The 14,457-nt window shown below is 51.1% G+C and carries 15 protein-coding genes and 1 pseudogene; 5 read left to right on the top strand and 11 right to left on the bottom strand.

The genetic code is table 11. From position 1 onward, the window contains the following. Positions 1 to 18: 18 nt before the first annotated feature. The gene (locus tag U2W12_RS12005) at positions 19 to 1,107 is read right to left on the bottom strand and encodes an efflux RND transporter periplasmic adaptor subunit (protein WP_326500924.1); all 1,089 of its coding nucleotides are present in this window, start codon (positions 1,105 to 1,107) and stop codon (positions 19 to 21) included. Between the two features lie 85 nt (positions 1,108 to 1,192). Continuing rightward, positions 1,193 to 1,375 (bottom strand): hypothetical protein, encoded by a 183-nt coding sequence (locus U2W12_RS12000; RefSeq protein WP_326500923.1) that lies wholly within the window; start codon positions 1,373 to 1,375, stop codon positions 1,193 to 1,195. 17 nt (positions 1,376 to 1,392) lie between these two features. Between U2W12_RS12000 and U2W12_RS11995 the strand changes: the two genes are divergently transcribed. Beyond that, positions 1,393 to 1,644 (top strand): hypothetical protein, encoded by a 252-nt coding sequence (locus U2W12_RS11995; protein WP_326501004.1) that lies wholly within the window; start codon positions 1,393 to 1,395, stop codon positions 1,642 to 1,644. Between the two features lie 47 nt (positions 1,645 to 1,691). On the opposite strand, the pseudogene U2W12_RS11990 reads toward U2W12_RS11995, so the two are convergent. The 3 genes and pseudogenes from U2W12_RS11990 to U2W12_RS11980 form a co-directional block, all read right to left on the bottom strand. Further along, positions 1,692 to 1,876: pseudogene (locus U2W12_RS11990) on the bottom strand (transposase); the annotation flags it as partial. Between the two features lie 38 nt (positions 1,877 to 1,914). Beyond that, positions 1,915 to 2,595, bottom strand: coding sequence for a helix-turn-helix domain-containing protein (locus U2W12_RS11985; RefSeq protein ID WP_326500922.1), 681 nt, complete (start codon positions 2,593 to 2,595; stop codon positions 1,915 to 1,917). A 3-nt stretch (positions 2,596 to 2,598) separates the two neighbouring features. Then, complete coding sequence (locus U2W12_RS11980; RefSeq protein WP_326500921.1) at positions 2,599 to 2,874, bottom strand: hypothetical protein; 276 nt, start codon at positions 2,872 to 2,874, stop codon at positions 2,599 to 2,601. 213 nt (positions 2,875 to 3,087) lie between these two features. Between U2W12_RS11980 and U2W12_RS11975 the strand changes: the two genes are divergently transcribed. The 3 genes from U2W12_RS11975 (at position 3,088) to cynS (ending at position 5,533) form a co-directional block, all read left to right on the top strand. Then, positions 3,088 to 3,552, top strand: coding sequence for a hypothetical protein (locus tag U2W12_RS11975; protein WP_326500920.1), 465 nt, complete (start codon positions 3,088 to 3,090; stop codon positions 3,550 to 3,552). 244 nt (positions 3,553 to 3,796) lie between these two features. Continuing rightward, complete coding sequence (locus tag U2W12_RS11970) at positions 3,797 to 4,999, top strand: NAD-dependent formate dehydrogenase (protein ID WP_326500919.1); 1,203 nt, start codon at positions 3,797 to 3,799, stop codon at positions 4,997 to 4,999. Positions 5,000 to 5,089: 90 nt separating this feature from the next. Then, the gene (gene cynS / locus U2W12_RS11965) at positions 5,090 to 5,533 is read left to right on the top strand and encodes a cyanase (protein WP_326500918.1); all 444 of its coding nucleotides are present in this window, start codon (positions 5,090 to 5,092) and stop codon (positions 5,531 to 5,533) included. Between the two features lie 305 nt (positions 5,534 to 5,838). Here cynS and U2W12_RS11960 read toward each other — a convergent pair whose 3' ends face one another. The 4 genes from U2W12_RS11960 to U2W12_RS11945 form a co-directional block, all read right to left on the bottom strand. Further along, positions 5,839 to 6,345, bottom strand: a complete 507-nt coding sequence (locus U2W12_RS11960; RefSeq protein ID WP_326500917.1) for a YkgJ family cysteine cluster protein — start codon at positions 6,343 to 6,345, stop codon at positions 5,839 to 5,841. A gap of 30 nt (positions 6,346 to 6,375) precedes the next feature. Then, the gene (locus tag U2W12_RS11955) at positions 6,376 to 7,566 is read right to left on the bottom strand and encodes a hypothetical protein (RefSeq protein ID WP_326500916.1); all 1,191 of its coding nucleotides are present in this window, start codon (positions 7,564 to 7,566) and stop codon (positions 6,376 to 6,378) included. 156 nt (positions 7,567 to 7,722) lie between these two features. Further along, entirely contained in the window at positions 7,723 to 8,439 is a 717-nt protein-coding gene (locus U2W12_RS11950) for a carbonic anhydrase (RefSeq protein ID WP_326500915.1), read from the bottom strand. A gap of 46 nt (positions 8,440 to 8,485) precedes the next feature. After that, positions 8,486 to 9,913: a DUF2252 domain-containing protein gene (locus U2W12_RS11945; RefSeq protein ID WP_326500914.1), complete on the bottom strand. Its 1,428-nt coding sequence runs from the start codon at positions 9,911 to 9,913 to the stop codon at positions 8,486 to 8,488. A 279-nt stretch (positions 9,914 to 10,192) separates the two neighbouring features. Here U2W12_RS11945 and U2W12_RS11940 point away from each other — a divergent pair, with 279 nt between their 5' ends. Beyond that, positions 10,193 to 12,589 carry a fatty acid cis/trans isomerase gene (locus tag U2W12_RS11940; RefSeq protein ID WP_326500913.1) on the top strand — a complete coding sequence of 799 codons (2,397 nt, stop codon included), beginning with the start codon at positions 10,193 to 10,195 and terminating at the stop codon, positions 12,587 to 12,589. A gap of 351 nt (positions 12,590 to 12,940) precedes the next feature. On the opposite strand, the gene cmoA is transcribed toward U2W12_RS11940, so the two are convergent. Both cmoA and U2W12_RS11930 read right to left on the bottom strand, forming a co-directional pair. Further along, positions 12,941 to 13,678: a carboxy-S-adenosyl-L-methionine synthase CmoA gene (gene cmoA / locus U2W12_RS11935; protein ID WP_326500912.1), complete on the bottom strand. Its 738-nt coding sequence runs from the start codon at positions 13,676 to 13,678 to the stop codon at positions 12,941 to 12,943. A 38-nt stretch (positions 13,679 to 13,716) separates the two neighbouring features. After that, the gene (locus tag U2W12_RS11930; protein WP_326500911.1) at positions 13,717 to 14,439 is read right to left on the bottom strand and encodes an isoprenylcysteine carboxylmethyltransferase family protein; all 723 of its coding nucleotides are present in this window, start codon (positions 14,437 to 14,439) and stop codon (positions 13,717 to 13,719) included. Positions 14,440 to 14,457 lie beyond the last annotated feature (18 nt).

Genomic DNA, 14,457 nt, shown 5'->3' with positions numbered 1-14,457 from the left:
TCACTGATTAGATTAAGGTTACTCGGTATATAATTTCAGTTCCGAGAGTACCTTTTCGGGCGGCCTTAGATCGATATTCGCCTCTTCGCCGGAATGGACTTTTCGCAAGCCTTCCAGCAAAATCTTGTCATCGTCCCGCAAGCCTTCTTTTATGATAAACAGATACGGTATATCGGCTTCGATCTTGACCATTCGTTGCTCTAGCTTGTTTTCTTTGTTGATGACGTAAACATAGTTTTTATCCATAATTTCGAATACCGCTTTTTGCGGGATCAGCTGAGCGTTTTTGTAGGGCTTAGTCATTAAAATCGTGCCCGTCTCGCCATGCCTGAGTAGTTTGCCCGGATTAGGGAAGGTGGCGCGGAATTCGATATTTCCGGAACTATTATCAAAATCCGCTTCAATCGTCGAAATCTCTCCGGGCTGATCGAAAATCTTGCCATTGGCCATCCTAATCTTCACTATTTTGACGCGATCGTCCTCCGATTGGTGCAACTTATAATCCAGATATTCGGCTTCCGGAACGTTGAAATAGACCCATAATTTGCTGGTGTCGGACAAGGTTGTTAGCAAAGAGCCTTCGTCGAGAAGGCTTCCGACTCTGACATTCAAATGATCCATAAGCCCATCGAAAGGCGCATTGATGTCGGTAAAGCTCAAGTGGGTTGCCGCCAATTTCACTTCCGCGTTAGCCTTATCCAATTTTGCCTTTGCCAACGCCAATTCATTAGCCGATACGATTTTTTGATCGGCTAACCCTTTAGTATTGAGGTATTCAATATGCATGTTATTGGCTTCGGCTTGCGCCTTCAAAAGTTCTGCCTGATAGATGTTGGGCATGATTTTGAACATGGGCGCCCCCTTATGCACCCATTGCCCTTCATCCACAAAAATATTCTGTACGTAGCCCTTTTCCAGCGCACGGACTTCAATATGCCGAATGGCGCGAATCTGACAAACGTATTCTTTAATGATTGAAGTGTCTTCTCGGAGCGGAGTAGTTGCCTCCAGTTTAGGCATTTCTTCATGTTTGTCATTTTCTTCTTGATTGCAGCCACTTAATAGAGTAGCGATTAAGCCTAGTACTATAGATGCTTTAGTGATCATTTTTTTATGGTGCTTAGAGTTGGAGCTACGCAAAAAATTGGATTAACCAACATATAAATGCTGTCTGCTGCTGAGGTGAATAAAGTCAAGTTGATAAATTATCAAGCAATAATAATGCCATTTTATTCTTCTTAATGTCGGTTAGATGAGCAGCATTTTTCGGCACGGCAGAAAAAAGGATTCCACTTAATTTCATTACAAAAAAATTGATGGAAACCATTGTCTCTAGGAATTCCGGTTCAACCGCTGCTATGAAATGCCCCAACATTTTGGTTTAAGATTGGCTTGAATGAACCAGTATTTTTGTATAAGACTGGCTTAAATGAACCGGCTTTCAAAAATTTGTTGGCAATATCCATCAACAAAACGATTCATTATGGGATCGGCCAGGACAATTTGCCGGAGCAGGAGATCGTCACCGGAGTGGGTAATGTTACGGTTAAAATCCCCAATGTACGGGATCGTTCCGGCGGCGGCAGTAAATATACCCCGGCAAAGCCGGGGGTTTTATGTAGTCAACCGCTCAAAGCGGTATAAGGGATCGCTAACGCGGCCCCAATTTAATAGCCACCTAAGGCTGGCGTTCAGTTCCAAAGATTCAATTGTTCGGTTCTCTGATCTTCTTGTTCAAAGTGTTGACCAACAAAATTTCGTTTCTTCTCCCCATAGACTCGAGCCAAATGGATTGCATTTTTGCCTTTGATAAAGCCGATCCCCTGTGACACGGCGTATTTCGGCGGTATCGCAACAACATATGCACATGATCGGCGTTCATCGCTAACGGCCGGCACCGGATGCCGCCAACATTTAGCGCTTTCGCGCTTCCCGGTATTCTGTCGGAGAACAGCCGAAGCGAATCCTGAACATTCGGCTAAAGTGCGACAAATCGTTAAAACCCCAACGGAAGGCAATATCGGAGATACGATGCCCGGCATGAACAGGGTTCAGCATGTCTTGTCGGCAATTTTCCAGCCTGCGCCGCCAGACATAACGCATGAGCGAATTGTCCTCATCTTTCAGCAGCAGGTTGATATATCTGGGCGACAGGCCGGTCCCCATACTCACTTTGGCGGGGGTTAAGGCCGGATCGGACAGATTGTTTTCCAGGAACGCCTTAACCCGGTTTAGCGCAATGGCACGGCTTCTGGACAGGTTGAAATGTGTCGGGCGCACGGCCGCCAGTGCCAGCGTCAACAAATCCAGCGCGTGTTCGGACAGTTTGGTAAATTCTTCCGCGTTGAGTCGCTCGGCTTGATCCGCACAGGAGCGGATAAAGTCCGCCGCTACCGAACCGATACCCAGCCGCCTCGGAATATGCAAAGCCGTACAGTGTTCGATACCGGCGACCCGTTCCCTGAGTAACGAGCGTGGAATGGAAACCAGCAGTTTCGAGAATTTCTGCGAACAACAAATACGATGCGGTAGCGTGGCATCGTATAAAGTCATGTCGCCGGGGTTTAAAAAAACTTCCCGGCCGTTTTGTTGCAAGCGCTAGTTCCCGGACAGATGGACGACTGCGAGATAGGTATCCTGACTGATCAAATCCGGCTCGCGCGGCAAGCGTTGCAGGACAATTTCATCGGAGCGGATGACGGACAAACGCAGCCTATGCCAAGAATAAATGGTCATCTCATTAAACACGCCGGTACGGGGCGGCGTTATCTCGACATTGGCATATTCCCGGCCGATCACTTCGCGCAACCACTCTAGCCTTTCGTGCGGCGCAAAATCATCGGTTGAGTATTTGATTCTTTGTGTTGGCGGCATTGTTTCCGCTTTTAAGCCGCGTAAAACCCTTATGTCGGTCTTCAACTCTTTCCCCAAGCTAAATAACAATACGGCAGGGCAATATCGCACGCTGTCGGGTGATATTGCCGTCCCAGTCAAGATGTTGTTCCGTCCCGAACCAGAGAAATCGCTCCATTCGCTTTATAGTGGGCATCTTAGTTTATGAACGGTTTGAATCCAAGAGGGGAAACGATGAACTATAACTCAACACTTGCGGGAAATGTACTGTTGCTCAGAGGGGCGGCCCTGTGGCTGCTGATGGCTTTGTTACTGGCATGGTGCCTGGTTTTTTTAAAGTTTGATCTGGCGTTCATCAAGATGTTTTTTCCGGGCCAATTCACCCGTGTTCTTCAAGCGCATCTGGATTTTTTATTGATGACCGCATTGTTGTTCGGGTTTTATGCGGCAAAAGTGCCTTTACCCATCTCTGTGCGCTGGTGCATGGTGGTCGGGGCATTCACCAATTCCAGTTTGTTTATGTTGCAGGCGATGTTTCCGGTATTGGATAGCTCGACACCTGCGGAAGGGCTGTTTCCGGGTATATTTCGCTTATATTTGATGTCGAGCCTGCTTATCACTAGCTATGGTTTCGGGCGTGGGTCCGTTATTGTTTTATTATCCACATTTGGGACTTTACCGGATGAGCGCGAAGGATGACAGTAAGGACTGCCCCGTAAATGACCAACATAAAGGGTCCCGTTCAATGGCGCACCATTCCATCGCTTGGGTTTGCAGCAGCGATGCTATTTATTGATAACCCGGAGTTATTAAGCGATACCTCAAAACAATTGGACGCAACTCATCTTCAAAGCAGACAATGCTGTTACCCGGCCGGGATAAATCAGGCATACCGCTAATACGATATGCCCCGTCATCCGATTAACACCAAGGTAAAAATAACATGGCTAAAATTGTTTGCGTACTTTATGACGACCCTATCGACGGCTACCCAACCTCCTATGCACGCGACGACTGTCCGCAGCCTGAAGTTTATCCGGACGGACAAACGCTGCCGACGCCTAAAGCGATCGACTTCAAACCCGGCACCTTGCTCGGCAGCGTCTCCGGCGAACTGGGCTTGCGTAAATATCTGGAGTCAAACGGCCATACCTTGGTTGTCACCTCCAGCAAAGACGGTGCCGACAGCGTGTTGGATCGCGAACTGCATGACGCTGAAATCGTCATTTCGCAACCGTTCTGGCCGGCCTACATGACGGCGGAACGCATCGCCAAAGCCAAAAAACTGAAAATGATCGTCACCGCCGGTATCGGTTCCGACCATACCGACTTACAGGCGGCGATGGAACACAACGTCACCGTGGCTGAAGTCACTTATTGCAACAGTAACGCTGTAGCGGAACACGTGCTCATGTCGATACTGGCTTTGGTACGCAACTACCTCCCCTCCCACAATTGGGTACTCAAGGGCGGTTGGAACATCGCCGACTGCGTGTCGCGTTCTTATGATTTGGAAGCCATGAGCGTGGGTACCGTGGCGGCTGGCCGTATAGGTCTGCGCGTGTTGCGGCTGCTCAAACCTTTCGGTGTCAAACTGCACTACCTCGATCGCCATCGCCTGCCGGAAACAGTGGAAAACGAACTCGATCTGACCTATCATTCCAGCCTGGAAAGTCTGGCCAAAGTCTGCGATGTCGTGACGCTGAATTGCCCGCTGCATCCTGAAACCGAGCACATGATCAACGAACAGACGCTGAAATTTTTCAAGCGCGGCGCCTATCTGGTCAACACGGCGCGCGGCAAGCTGTGCGACCGCGACGCGATTGTCAAGGCGCTGGAAAGCGGCCAACTGGCCGGTTACGCGGGCGACGTCTGGTTCCCGCAGCCGGCGCCGAACAATCACCCATGGCGCACCATGCCGAATCACGGCATGACCCCGCACATTTCCGGCACCAGTTTATCGGCGCAAACCCGCTATGCGGCGGGCACCCGTGAAATCCTGGAGTGTTACTTCGAAGGCCGTCCTATTCGCGATGAATACCTGATCGTTCAAGGTGGCCAGTTGGCCGGTGTCGGCGCGCATTCCTACAGCAAAGGCAACGCCACCGGCGGCTCCGACGAAGCGGCCAAATTCAAGAAAGGCTGAGCGATTTAGGCTGGCTGTTACGGGGGGCTTGTCGGCGCCCCCGTTTATTGCCTGTGCCGGCCCTCATTTTTACATTGTGGAACAAAAATAATGAATAGAATCGATGTAACGGAAAAAATTATTGCCACTAAAGTCAGTCGAGGCTTGAAGTGGGCCGAAGTGGCAGCCAAAGTCGGCTTGAGCAAGGAATGGGTCACCTCCGCGTGTCTTGGCCAAATGGCGCTCACGCAAGATCAAGCCGCTATTGTCGGCGACATTTTCGACCTGACCGAGGTCGAGAGGCGATGGCTGACGGTCGTACCTTACAAGGGATCAGTGTCCGCCAGTATTCCGGCCGATCCGTTGATCTACCGTTTCCAGGAATTGATCAGCATCTACGGACCCACGCTGAAGGAATTGATTCACGAAGAGTTCGGCGACGGCATCATGAGCGCCATCGACTTCAAGATGGATCTGAGCCGCGAAGCCGATCCGAATGGCGATCGCGTCAAGATCACGATGTCTGGAAAATTTCTACCCTACAAAACTTACTGAAGGCGGGATTGAGGCACGAAACCCAGAATTTTCAGCATAGTTGAGCAGGGTTTATGCAAAGCTTCGCCCCGGCCAAATCTGGATTATTACGCCGTTGATGTTGGCACGTAAACAGATCAGGAGTGCTAGCATTTTTCGCGAAACCTGAAATGAGGGCCGTCCGATTTCAGCAGCGAAAAATTAGTTGGCTGTTATTGCCTTCAGGATCCCGCATTCATCCTTGATCCCGTCCCGACGTTTGGATATGCTGAAGAATAAGTGGAAATTATAGGGCTCAGCAAATGTTGGAAATGGGGAGCTACCGTTCAAGTACCCTCGGCCCGATGCCAGCGCAAGAACCATTCGGTCAATTCGCGGGTTTCGCCCAGACTGCAGAGACGCCGGTCGATAACGTCGTGGTTGCCCCACACCACCCCGGTCCAGGCGCCGCCGGCTACGCGCGACTCGATGTCCTTGCAGTAAAGCCCCAGGTCGCGCTGGACGTAGAACCCGTATGTGCGGCACGCCACCGGGCGGCGAGCATAAACCCGGCAGGCCCCCGCCGACCGATCCAGCAGCGGACAGACAATGGGGCGCGATGTCTGCTCGGTCAGCCCGGCGATGTTCTGGCCGATTTCTCGAAGCTGCTCCGGGGGCAGCGCGGCCAGTCCCTCCCGCAGAAAATCCCATTCCGCCGCGGTGAGCCGCGGCACTTCAGCGAGCCGCCGACAACAGCCGTCGCAGCCCATGCGGCACAGCCATTCGGGATGGTCTTCCTGGATGGCCTGGACGCGCGCTTCGATATCGGCATGAAGCTGGGCAAGTGTGTTCATCTTGATATCCGGCTTGGTGATTTTAAAGGATTACAACAATATTCCGATAAGTCGCTTCACCAAGTCTTCCAGCGAGATCATCGTCAGCAGCAAGGGCAGCAACGGTAACAGCGCTACCACCGCCGTTTGCAATACCGTTTGCCTGCTGAACGGAAACACCTGCATGCTGCGGACCACTTCGATGCTGTTGTTCAAATCGGCCAGGGATTGGATGTCGCCACTGCCGATGAACGCTTCATCCTGCGCCGCCCCGCCTTGCAGCCACTTTTTGTCAAATTCGCTGACATAGCGGCTCGCCAACGCACCGTAAGTCAGCAGGCCTTGACGTTTGGTTTTCGCCAACAGGGGGGCGAATACGCAGAGTGGGCCGAGAACTAACAGCAGAAGAAATACCACAATGACGGCAATTTCCGGCTTGAAATCCATTAAAATCGCCCCCTCGTATAAGATACGTTCGGCGATCATCGCGGAAACCAGGACGCCTTGAGACAACAGGAACGGCATGAATGCCGCGGCGCTGCCGGCAAGGAAGCCCAAGCCTCCTGCGCGATCGGGGTGCGTCGGTAGCAGATAGAGATTCAGACGTGAAACCTGCCAGAGAAACCGCGACCAGACGACAAACCGGAACAACCAGCGAAGATAGATAAATTGATACATCGGCAGACCGACATAAGCCAACCAGTAACCTGCCGGGGAATACGTTAAGTTCGGCGCCGCTCCGGTTGCGTACCAGGTAGTGACCTTTATTGTCGTCACCTCGAAAAAAAACGAATGCCCAAGCGTAAGGACCAGCACAAGCAGCACAATCTCGACAAACATCGAATTGCGCAAGCATTGCGCGGAAGTGATGCAGGCACCGAAAAGAGGTCGCATTTCCGCCGTGATGATACCCCGTTCGATAAATTGCAGGACGACCGGCTTCAGCCTCTGGTGCACTACCCATTCGGTCACCAACAATAACGGCAAGGCCACCAGAAAGCGGGCATGCGTTTCGAGGTCTTGCAGAAATGGAACTTGCACGCCGCCGCCCCACGCGTGGCCCGAAAGAGCCGAAAGCAACAGCAACGGCAGCCAGGTAAGCAGCACAAAGAAAATGATCCGGCGTTTGAGCAATCCTAGGGCACCCGTCGATAAGCGGCTGCGGACGAAGAATTGAAAAAGCGGTCCACCCTGTACCAGGGAAAAGTCGTCAGGCAGTTTTAAATCGGATGGGCTGTTCATCGCTTTTATGTTTAAGGCAGTAGGTTATAGTCAGGGACAGTTGCAACAAGCTTTAGGCTCAAGAGCCTCTCTCACAGATCGATCGCTTTAACGAGGTGCTTTATTTCGGAATTCCTTGGTTGACAAGGAAGGGGTTTTGTTCGATTTTAGCCACGTTTAATCGAGAAACCGCACTGTTCCGGTATTCAGCTCATAGACCGCTCCGATCAAGGTAACTTTTTTTTCCCGTAGCGCTTTCGCCGCTCCCGGAAGCGCCATAAGTTGCTGCATCGACCAGCGTACATTCGCCTCCACGGCGGCATGAAGCAGCGCCTTGCGCTCAAGTTTTAGATCAAGCTGCGATAGCCCGGGCCTGATTAATGCGAGCAACGCTTCGATATGTTCGAGCTCCTCGGTCTTACTGAGCATTTCCTCGACAGTGGCGGTCACGGCACCGCAATTTTCATGGCCCATCACCACCACCAGCGGCGTATGGAGATGAGCCACGCCGTATTGCAAGGTGCCGATGACGTCTTCCGCGATGATATTGCCGGCAAGCCTGATTGTGAAGATATCGCCGAAGCCGACGTCGAAAATCATCTCGGGCGGCACGCGCGAATCGCTGCACCCGAGAACCGTGGCGAAGGGTTTCTGCTCTTCCACCAGTTGGTGACGCCAGGAGGCATTTTCGTGCGTATGGATAGACTTATTGTCCATGAAACGCCGGTTACCCGTCTTCAGGCGGAGCAGCGCCTCGGCTGCGTTGCGCGGATAAGGCTCCAGGCTGATGGCGCCGGCGCGAGGCGTTTGAGTCGCACAGGCCGGGACCAAGGCCAAACTTAGGCAGCTCGCGCCGGCCAGCCATTCCCTCCGGGTGATGCCGCGTTTTTTCATGGTAAGCCCACTCGGATTTTAAGTTATGCACCCACGCATTCGTTGATCATTCCTCTTCCTCAATGAGGGCCTTTACCCGACCGGAGTTGACAGCTTCGACCAGCGCCGCATGATCGCGCTCGGTCTGGTCCGCGTAAGCCAACGCAAATTCACCGATCGCTAGGTCGAAGTTGTCGGTTTTACCCAGATAACCGCTGATCGTCGCCGCATCTCCCGACCGGGCATGAGCGCGGGCCAGGGTCCAGCCGCAGAGTTCGGCATAAAGGTTCAATTGCTGGTTTGTGAAGCCTTCTCCGATCGGAGCGGACATTTTCATATCGCGCAGCTGGCGCACAAAGAAATCGCGGCCAACATTCGAGCGAGACCAACCCAGAAAAATATCGCTGGAAGCTTGCATCAGCCGTTGTCCCATCACGACACGCTGGGCGTGATTGTCATAGCGGCTCTTGCCGGCATAGGGCTCCAGCACCGAAGGGCAGGCTTCCTTGATCTGTAGCAACAAGGGATGATTTTCCGCAGAGAAAAATAGCGCGACCATGCAGCGTGTGCCAACGCTGCCGATGCCAACGACTTTCATCGCATAGTCTTCCAAGCGGTAGCGATCGAACAGCACGCGGCGCTCGTCGGAAATCGTTTGACGATAGGCATTAAGTCCGTCGTGCATCCGCTCTTCATACTCTTTCCCCGGCATATGGAAGAGTATCGGCGGCTGATCGATCAGGCGATGGCGGCCGCCGACCGGCGCGGCAATTTTGGGAAAGAGATGGTCGACGATACGCTCGTGCGCCTTGTCGGCTAGCCGTTGGCGGGTCTTTCTAATTTTTTCATCCGGGGCCATCGCAATCAGCGTTTCGGCATCCAGGCGGTCATACCAAACTTCCATTGGGTTCATCTTTGAATAGTCCCGCAAGTGCTCTCGATACGCCTGGGCACAGCCGACGGCCGCAGCTTGGGCTTCCTCGTCATTGAACCGCATGTCGCGGGCGGCGACGGCGAAACTGGCCGCCAGGCGCTTGATATCCCACTCCCAGGGAGCCGGAAGCGTTTCATCGAAATCGTTGATGTCAAATACCAGGTTGCGTTCAGGAGTGGCAAAGAGACCGAAATTGAGCAGATGACAGTCCCCGCAGGCCTGCACCTGGATGCCGGTATTCGGTGTGGTCGCCAGATCATAAGCCATGAGGCCGGCGGAGCCGCGTAAAAAGGTAAAAGGGCTGCGCAGCATCCGTCCGTAGCGGATGGGCACCAGTTCCGGCAATCGATCCTGCTCCTTATTGGACTCTTCCAGGACATCAATGGGATCGCGGCGGCTAGCTGAGGGTGTCCAACCGGCATGACTGGAGCGCGGCACTTTCTCGCGCAGCAGCTTGCCGGCGGCGAGACGTTCTTCGCGCGAACGAAATTCTACTGGTTGAGCATCTTGCGATGCTGATGCGGCATCCGATTTCCTGATTCTTTTCTTGACGTTGGACATGAGTCTGTTCCGCTAAAATGGGCTAAAGTTGTTTATGAATTCGAGTCGTTTTCGATATAACTAATTATGCATTATATCGCCTATAACTGCCTTCATAAATTAGCACCAGCCATGAGCCTCCATACGAAAAGTTTGGGGGAGTCGAGCCTGTTTTTCGATTCGAATGCGAACCTGTCTCAGCCTTTCAATCAAAATTTTGACCGAAAATAAAAAACCGCTGTTCTAATTGGCGACGGGATAATATAGTTTGCCAAACTTAAAAATCAGCGGGCAAAAATGATGAAACATCCCATAATCCTACTTGTTTTTCTTGTTATTACCGGCTGTGCGACCCTGGTTTATCAATCTAAAAATTATGAAGCCTTATATGGCCCTGCCGAACTCAAACAACGGCTGCTCACCCAGGAGGAAGCGGTCCTGAATCAGCGGCAAAACAAAGTCTCATTTCACAAAGACGTCAAGCCGATACTGGATTCGCGCTGCGTCGTTTGCCACGGCTGTTATGATGCGCCTTGCCAGTTGAAGCTTGGTTCTATCGAGGGGATTGACCGGGGCGCCACCAAACAAAAAATCTATGATTTTGCCCGACTCAAAGCAGCCTCTCCCACCCGCCTCTTTATCGATGCCTCGGATACGGCGGGCTGGAGACAAAAAGATTTTTATCCGGTGTTAAATGAACGCGGCGATTCAACAGCCGCCAACCTGGATAATTCGGTTTTAGCCAAATTAATTGAATTAAAACGCCAAAATCCGCTGCCTACATCAGGAAAATTGGATGAGGATTTCGATCTTGAATCTAGCCGCGATTTACAATGCCCTACGGTAGAAGAATTTCCCAAATACCGGCACCAGCATCCTAAATGGGGCATGCCTTATGCGATGCCGGGCCTGTCTCAGAAAGAAGAGGATACCCTGATGCGATGGTTGCAGGAGGGGGCAAAAGTCGAGCCGCTTCCTCCTTTATCGGGCCCGTCGATTGCGGCGATTGCAAAATGGGAGAGCTTTTTCAACGGCCCTACCCTCAAACAGAAACTCGTTTCCCGTTATATTTATGAACATCTGTTTATCGGCCACCTTCATTTCCAGGGGCATCCCGAGCATGAACTCTTTCGCTTGGTCCGCTCGAAAACGGCACCCGGCCAACCCCTTGGAGAAATTAATACGGTACGGCCATACGATGATCCGGGCAAGGGCGATTTTTATTACCGTTTACGGCCGGTTACCGAAACGATCGTGGACAAGATTCATTTCGTCTACGAATTAAGCGATCAGAAGATGCGGCGTTATGATGAACTGTTCTTCAAACCGGACTATCAAGTCACTGCATTACCCTCCTATCAACCCGAAGTCGCCGCGAATCCATTCAAGGCATTCATCGAACTTCCCCTGGCATCCAAATATCGATTCCTGCTCGATGATGCCGAATATTTTGTGACCGGATTCATCAAGGGCCCGGTATGCCGCGGCGAAATTGCAACCGAAAGCATCCGGGATCAGTTCTGGGTGGTTTTTACTCAACCGGGTCAGTTTTACCCTAACAAAGTGGCCAAAGCGCTGGCCGAAAACAACCAGATTCTGGGGCTGCCTGGAGAAGAAGGCGATCAAATCGGCCTGATGGGATGGACCAAGTTTGATGATTTCGGTAAGCAATTCCTTAAAAAGAAAGATCAATTTATTGATCTGATGCTCACCAGGGATCAAGGTTTTGGTCTAGCCAATATCTGGGACGGAGACGGTGAAAATCAAAATGCGGCGCTAACGATTTTTAGGCATTTCGACAGCGCAACAGTTACGAAAGGCCTGATTGGCGATACCCCTATGACGGCCTGGGTGCTTGATTATCCGATCTTTGAACGGCTTCATTATTTGTTGGTTGCCGGTTTTAATGTTTACGGTACGGCCGGACATCAGATCGCAAGCCGGACCTATATGGACATTTTGCGCCAGGATGGAGAAGATAACTTCCTGCGCTTCATGCCAGAGAAACAGCGGCAGGCAATTTATGACAGCTGGTACAGGGGTTTCAAGGGTTTCAGAACGGCTGATGCCTTATTCAGTATCGGCCATGAAAGTCTGGTTAAATACCAAACTACGGATTATAAAAACGAATTCTTTGATCAGGTCAGGCAACGGCTGGGCAAGGCGGCGGGCCCTGTCGATAGCATTAATCGGTGCCGACAAGAGACTTGCATCAGAGCCGATACGACGCCCATTCAGCAGCAAGTCGATCGCGAGATGCGCCATCTAGCAAAATTGCAAGGGCTTGAATTGGGCGCATTACCCGAAATGTCCCTGCTCCGGGTAAAAACCGGTGATCCAGAAGGAGACTTGGTCTACACCCTGTTAATCGATAAGGCGTACAGCAATATATCGAAAATGGTGTCCCTGGGTTCCCGCAGGCTACCTGAAAACGACAAGATTACGATCGTACCCGGTTTCGTCGGCAGCTATCCGAATTTTTTCTTTAGTGTGGAAAAAAACCGGTTGAGCGAGTTTATCAATATGATTCGAAGCGCCAGGAGCGAAACCGATTTGGAACCCCTCTACAGCCAATTCGGCATACGCCGAACCAACTCTGAAATCTGGCAACAAGCGGATTGGTTTAACGAACAGCATAAAAAATACCGCGGCTTACAAGCGGGCCTTCTGGATATGAACCACTATGAGAATCTGTAAGCCGAATGATCACTTTGAACTTTCTTGCGCCTATTGAATATCCAAACGGTAATAAATCGTGAGAAAGAATGCCTGGCTTCGGTAGCAAATCGATCGTATCGCTATTACATCCCCTCCGGCGGCCGGCGCCGAATTTGTCCGCCAGACGCTGGGGTAAGCCTTTGGCGGGAGACGCGCAGAATGCCGATTGGAGCGTCCGTGCGCATCGTACGCGGCGCGGATTTGCAGGCCCTATATCACGCGATATTACCGAGTTGTCGTGCCCTCGCTCCAAGAATCGATGCGAGCCATTGCCAAAAGAACGGCGACAAAAATAAACAAAAACCTTATATCATGGTAAATCAGCCGGATTTATTTGATGGCAATCAGGCAGGCGAAGTTAAGCCAGCGAAAGTAGGTGTCGATACGCTTAAAGCCGGCCCGCTCCAGCAAAACGTAATTTTCATCAAGCCGGTAAGGAATCAGCACATTTTCCAGTGCTTCCCGTTTACGCTGGTTTTCGGCGTCGGTATAGCCGCTTTGCGACTTTTTAAATTGCAGATAATGCTCGATATAAAGACGATTCAAGGCGGCGTCGCTGCTTAAAATCTTTTCCGATAAAAACAGTACGCCACCGGGTCTGAGCGCGGTATATATGTTTCCAAGCAAATGCTCCCGGTCAATCGGGCGCACGAACTGCAAGGTCCAGTTTAGAATCACTACATTACAGGCCGGCAACGGAGGCAGATCGCTCAAATCAGCGATCTGCAGCAATACTCTGTCTTCCGCCTGGACGGCCGCTAATTTGGCACGCGCTTTTTCCAGCATGGGCTCGGAATTATCGAAGCCTACAAACATTGCCGTTTGAGGGCATTTGGGATGTTTGATGATGTGTTCGATGGTCGTTCCCGTTGAACAGCCTAAATCACAAACGAGGCCGTCCTGTTCCGGTAAAAACTCCATGATAAGGTCTGATTGTAAGCGTTGAACTTCACTGTAAAAAGGCACGCTCCTAGAAACCATGTTGTCAAACACGGTTGCAACGCGTTCATCAAAGGTAAAATCTTCAGTTCGATTGATTTGTTGAAAGATACGGTCTTCCTGAGTCATTGACTTGCTCTTTGCCATATTGTTATTGATTTGTCGAGTTATCTCATCGATTTAAGACGTTCGGTTTTCTTCAGAAAACGCACGACCGCATAGGCGGCAACGATCAATACCGTCGCCGCAATAATCGGTATTTTATTTTGAGCCAGACTGCCCGCAAGATTTAATTTCCAGCTTATCAAACCCAGCGAAATCATCAGCGATGTAAACAGAGTACCGTATTCTTTGACCGCGACCGCCGGCCAGTCAAACCGATAACTGTCGATTGTTTCGCGCAATCCTTCGACCCGGGGCAGCCAGCGCGGTACATCGGCGCAAAAGTCGATATAGGCCTGACCAAATTTTTCAGTTAAAAATCGTTCTTCACTGAAAACGATCAGCCGGTAAATCGTCAGGAAACCCACTGAACCCAAAAGGATGCCGGTTGTATTGCCGGAGATGAACATAAAACCGATAACAATCAGAATATTCCCCACATAAAGCGGATTTCTGCAATGCGCAAAAACGCCATCGGTCACGAGATTTTCAGCATAAATTCGTCTATGCCTACCGCCGCGGACAATATAGGCAAGACCGATGGTCAATATCCGTAAAGCCTGACCAGTCGTTACCATTAACAAACCCAGCGCGAGAAAATAGTCTCCAGGCACCATGCCCATTTTGACGGGCGGATAAACAAACAGAAGCGCGGCGATAAGAACAGGAAACAGCACATTCCTCGTATGAAAGAGGAAGTTCCCCCATAGATTGAATAGATCGGACATCGTTTAATATTAGGTTAG

Origin of the sequence: Methylomicrobium sp. Wu6, from assembly GCF_035916875.1 — a bacterium.
Taxonomy (GTDB): domain Bacteria; phylum Pseudomonadota; class Gammaproteobacteria; order Methylococcales; family Methylomonadaceae; genus Methylomicrobium.
This window is presented reverse-complemented; position numbering and strand designations above follow the sequence as displayed.

What these genes read in the sequence shown, in the direction of transcription:
- U2W12_RS11980 (WP_326500921.1), bottom strand. Translation starts at nt 2,874, where the DNA reads ATGCCGCCAACACAAAGAATCAAATACTCAACCGATGATTTTGCGCCG.
- U2W12_RS11950 (WP_326500915.1), bottom strand. Translation starts at nt 8,439, where the DNA reads ATGAAAAAACGCGGCATCACCCGGAGGGAATGGCTGGCCGGCGCGAGC.
- cynS (WP_326500918.1), top strand. Translation starts at nt 5,090, where the DNA reads ATGAATAGAATCGATGTAACGGAAAAAATTATTGCCACTAAAGTCAGT.
- U2W12_RS11930 (WP_326500911.1), bottom strand. Translation starts at nt 14,439, where the DNA reads ATGTCCGATCTATTCAATCTATGGGGGAACTTCCTCTTTCATACGAGG.
- U2W12_RS12000 (WP_326500923.1), bottom strand. Translation starts at nt 1,375, where the DNA reads ATGTTGGGGCATTTCATAGCAGCGGTTGAACCGGAATTCCTAGAGACA.
- U2W12_RS11955 (WP_326500916.1), bottom strand. Translation starts at nt 7,566, where the DNA reads ATGAACAGCCCATCCGATTTAAAACTGCCTGACGACTTTTCCCTGGTA.
- U2W12_RS11945 (WP_326500914.1), bottom strand. Translation starts at nt 9,913, where the DNA reads ATGTCCAACGTCAAGAAAAGAATCAGGAAATCGGATGCCGCATCAGCA.
- U2W12_RS12005 (WP_326500924.1), bottom strand. Translation starts at nt 1,107, where the DNA reads ATGATCACTAAAGCATCTATAGTACTAGGCTTAATCGCTACTCTATTA.
- U2W12_RS11940 (WP_326500913.1), top strand. Translation starts at nt 10,193, where the DNA reads ATGAAACATCCCATAATCCTACTTGTTTTTCTTGTTATTACCGGCTGT.
- cmoA (WP_326500912.1), bottom strand. Translation starts at nt 13,678, where the DNA reads ATGACTCAGGAAGACCGTATCTTTCAACAAATCAATCGAACTGAAGAT.
- U2W12_RS11975 (WP_326500920.1), top strand. Translation starts at nt 3,088, where the DNA reads ATGAACTATAACTCAACACTTGCGGGAAATGTACTGTTGCTCAGAGGG.
- U2W12_RS11970 (WP_326500919.1), top strand. Translation starts at nt 3,797, where the DNA reads ATGGCTAAAATTGTTTGCGTACTTTATGACGACCCTATCGACGGCTAC.
- U2W12_RS11960 (WP_326500917.1), bottom strand. Translation starts at nt 6,345, where the DNA reads ATGAACACACTTGCCCAGCTTCATGCCGATATCGAAGCGCGCGTCCAG.